Origin of the sequence: Microbacterium sp. GbtcB4 (assembly GCF_019091465.1) — a bacterium.
Taxonomy (GTDB): domain Bacteria; phylum Actinomycetota; class Actinomycetes; order Actinomycetales; family Microbacteriaceae; genus Microbacterium; species Microbacterium paraoxydans.
This window is the reverse complement of record NZ_JAGXJJ010000755.1, coordinates 1-230: the sequence shown is the minus strand read 5'-3', so window position 1 is coordinate 230 and position 230 is coordinate 1. Positions and strand designations below refer to the sequence as shown.

Below are 230 nucleotides of genomic sequence, written 5' to 3'. Positions count from 1 at the left end.
CGTGAGCGCGCCGAGGTGGGCCACCTCGGCGGGGATGGGGGCGAGCAGCCCGGCGGCCAGACCCATGCTGAGCCCGTTGCGCACGACGATCCGCTGCACCGTGAGGTCCACCAGATCGGCGGGCATCGGGTACGCGGGGACGAGCCAGCCGCGCATCCGGAGACGATCCTGCAGGTGGTACAGCGTCCGCTTGTCGGTGTGCCCGTCCTTCAGGCGCCAGGCGAAGACGG

1 pseudogene is annotated in these 230 nt (G+C 72.2%); it reads right to left on the bottom strand.

Annotated features, from left to right (window positions below):
* Positions 1-230, bottom strand: a pseudogene (locus KVS71_RS19520) (glutamate decarboxylase); the annotation flags it as partial.